Genomic DNA, 2,763 nt, shown 5'->3' on the forward strand with positions numbered 1-2,763 from the left:
AATCGGACCAATCCAGCCAATGTTGATGTGTCAGCTATGTCTCCGAACACCCGTCAGTGATCTGTCCGGGCTAAACATCAAGCCGGGGCATGACAGCGGAGGATGTGGCAGCGAGGACTAAAACGCCCCCGCCAGCTCCCGCGCGCCGGCATTGTTGCTGTTACTGTCCATCCGCGTGTCCGTCACCGCCAGCAGCTTGGCCACCGTGTTGTGACGGATCGCGACCGGGTTGCGCTCGTAGCCGCCGCGCTGGAAGAAGTTCGAGGTCGGCACCTGCTCGCGCATGGCCTGCGGCATCGTCACCATGTCGAGACCGGTGCCGTCGCCGGTGAGGTTCATCATCTCGAGCTCGGCGGCGGTGAGCGGCCGGGTGTAGCCCTTGGTGCGCGCGAACAGCACCGAAGTCAAAAGCTTATGGGTTTGCAGCATCGGGCCGATATCGATGTCGAGCACCATGGCATGCATGGCCCAGCCCTGCGCGGTGTTGCCGATCTTCTCGTGCTCCGACCAGGTGTCCGGCACCGATTTCGCCTGCGCCACCATCTTCTTCAGCACGGCAAGCTTGTGCTCGAGCGGCTGGCGCGCCGGTCCCGACGTCCGCGCCACCTTCTCGGAGAGCGCACGGATGAGTTCATGGCCCTGCTCGGCCAGCAGCTCGACGCTGTTGGTGGTCAGGAGCTGGTTGTAGCCCATCGCGGTCGAGATCGCGCGCTTGCCGCCATGCTCAATACCCGCCTGCACATCGTAATTGCCGGTGCCGCCGGTCTCGAACGAATAGACCCGCACCGCCTGCTCGCGCGTCAGCCCGGAGGCGAGCGCGTAGCGCGCATAGGCGCGCTTGAACTCGACCTCGCTGGACGGCCGCTGCGGCGTGAACTGATAGAGCTCCCGCGCCGCTTGCAGGAGATCGGCGACCACCGGTATCGGCTTTCTGGTCGGACGCTCCGGCGTTTCCTCCGGCTCCGGATTCACCGGCCGCTTCGGCCCGTTATAGAGCGGCGGATGCTGCAGCACATAATCGTCAAGCGTGACCTGCTGTCCGCTGCGCCGCTTGGCGTTGCGGCCTTTCCGCTTCTCGGAGATCTGGCTCCAATAGGCACCCGCCTCTTCGTCGAAGGCCCCGCGCGCCGCCTGATATTCCTGCAGCTTGCGGCGATATTCGAGCACGGCCGGCGACGCCCCACCTTGCGCAAAGAACTGCGACAAGAGCTGGGCCTTGGCATCGCGGACGGCCGGCGGCAGCGCGTCGGCCTCGCCGCCCTGCGCTGTGGGCGCGAGCAGGACGATCGCGAATGGAACCAGCGCGAGATGTTTTCGAATCGAGTGATGCATGCTGCCCTCTTAGCAGGCATCCGGTAACCGTCACGTTAACGCGCCGTTTACCATCGTCACTTCCAGGCGAACACCGGCTGTTCCAGCTCGGTGACGCGGGTGTGACGTCCCGCCAGCACCTCGCGGAACTGGTAGATCAACGCCGCGGTCGGCGCGTGAATCAGGCTCGTCTCGTGATGGAAGCGGATCACGCGGCGGGAGCTTTCGGGAATCGCGATGAAGTCGAACGCGTCTTCATGCTCGATCGTGGCGAGCGCGATGCGGTGGACCGAGGCGACCTCATCCGGGTTCGGCCGGATCGCGGCACTGTCGGCCGTCCAGACCACCACCGGCGTGATCAGATAGCCGGAGCGGGTCGGATAATCGTCGAGCGTGCCGAGCACCTCCGCGTGCGAAAGGCGGAGGCCAAGCTCCTCATCAAGCTCGCGCAGCGCCGCTTCGACCGGCGTCTCGCCGGCATCGCAGCGGCCGCCCGGCAAGGCCCATTGGCCGCGATGGGCGCGCAGGTGTGACGCGCGCAGCGTGAGCAGGAATGCGGTGTCATCGCCGTCACTCGCCGCGGTCAGCGCGACCGCCACCGCGGCGCGTTTCAATGCGGCCGGCGCATCGTCCTCCGGCAGGCGCGTGAAGGCCGCGCAGGCAGCCGCGATATTCCGCCGTGTGGCATCGTCGAATGGTCTCATGATGCTTGACTACACCACGTCAGGCCCCGATGAAATGAGCTCGCAAGGCCCGCGCAGCAATGGACGACCACATGACCAACAAGGCCGCCGCAAGGCTCAAATCGGACGGCTGGAGCATCCTGGAGACCACGGGCTTCTTGCACCTGATCGGCCCCTTGTGGGAGCGCAAGGTCGACGGCCATTACGAATTCGCACTCGCCACCGAGGACAAGCACCACAATCGCCGCGGCATGGTCCAGGGCGGCGTGATGATGACGTTCGCGGACCGTACCTGCGGCATGACCGCCCGCTACGTTTCCGGCAAGGAGTTCATGGCGACGGTGCAGCTCGACACCCATTTCGTCGAGGCCGGCCAGATCGGCGACATCCTGATCTCCCGCCCCCGCGTGGTGCGCTCGACGCGCAGCCTCATCTTCATGAGCACGGAAGTGACGGTGGATGGTCGCTGCATCGTGATGGCGAATGGCGTGTTCAAGATCTTGAAGGGGCCGGGGTAGCGTCGCGCGGTCGGGCTGCCGCTCTAACTACACCCACCGCTGTCGTCGCCCGGCTTGACCAGGCGACCCAGTACGCCGCAGCCTCTCGGCTCAATCACAGCCGTCTCTGGAATACTGGATCGCCCCCCGGCGCGGGCGATGACACCGAGTATGTGGGCCCAAATTTCGCCCCCCCGCAAACTATAGCCAGACCAAACCCCCCAAAAAGCACCCCGGGCACACGCCGCCACCGCAACCCCACTCATAAAGCC

Annotated in this window: 3 protein-coding genes; 1 reads left to right on the plus strand and 2 read right to left on the minus strand. The window is 65.4% G+C overall.

Annotated features, from left to right (window positions below):
* Positions 1–117: 117 nt before the first annotated feature.
* Together AC0L3X_RS42105 and AC0L3X_RS42110 are read right to left on the minus strand one after the other, a co-directional pair.
* A complete protein-coding gene (locus tag AC0L3X_RS42105; RefSeq protein WP_063985863.1) occupies positions 118–1,332 on the minus strand; it encodes a hypothetical protein in 1,215 nt (404 codons plus the stop codon).
* A 56-nt stretch (positions 1,333–1,388) separates the two neighbouring features.
* Entirely contained in the window at positions 1,389–2,015 is a 627-nt protein-coding gene (locus tag AC0L3X_RS42110) for an NUDIX hydrolase (RefSeq protein WP_063985864.1), read from the minus strand.
* 71 nt (positions 2,016–2,086) lie between these two features.
* On the opposite strand from AC0L3X_RS42110, the gene AC0L3X_RS42115 reads away from it, so the two are divergent.
* A complete protein-coding gene (locus AC0L3X_RS42115; RefSeq protein WP_063986737.1) occupies positions 2,087–2,512 on the plus strand; it encodes a PaaI family thioesterase in 426 nt (141 codons plus the stop codon).
* Positions 2,513–2,763 lie beyond the last annotated feature (251 nt).

This window comes from Bradyrhizobium sp. MI1.7 (assembly GCF_055811795.1).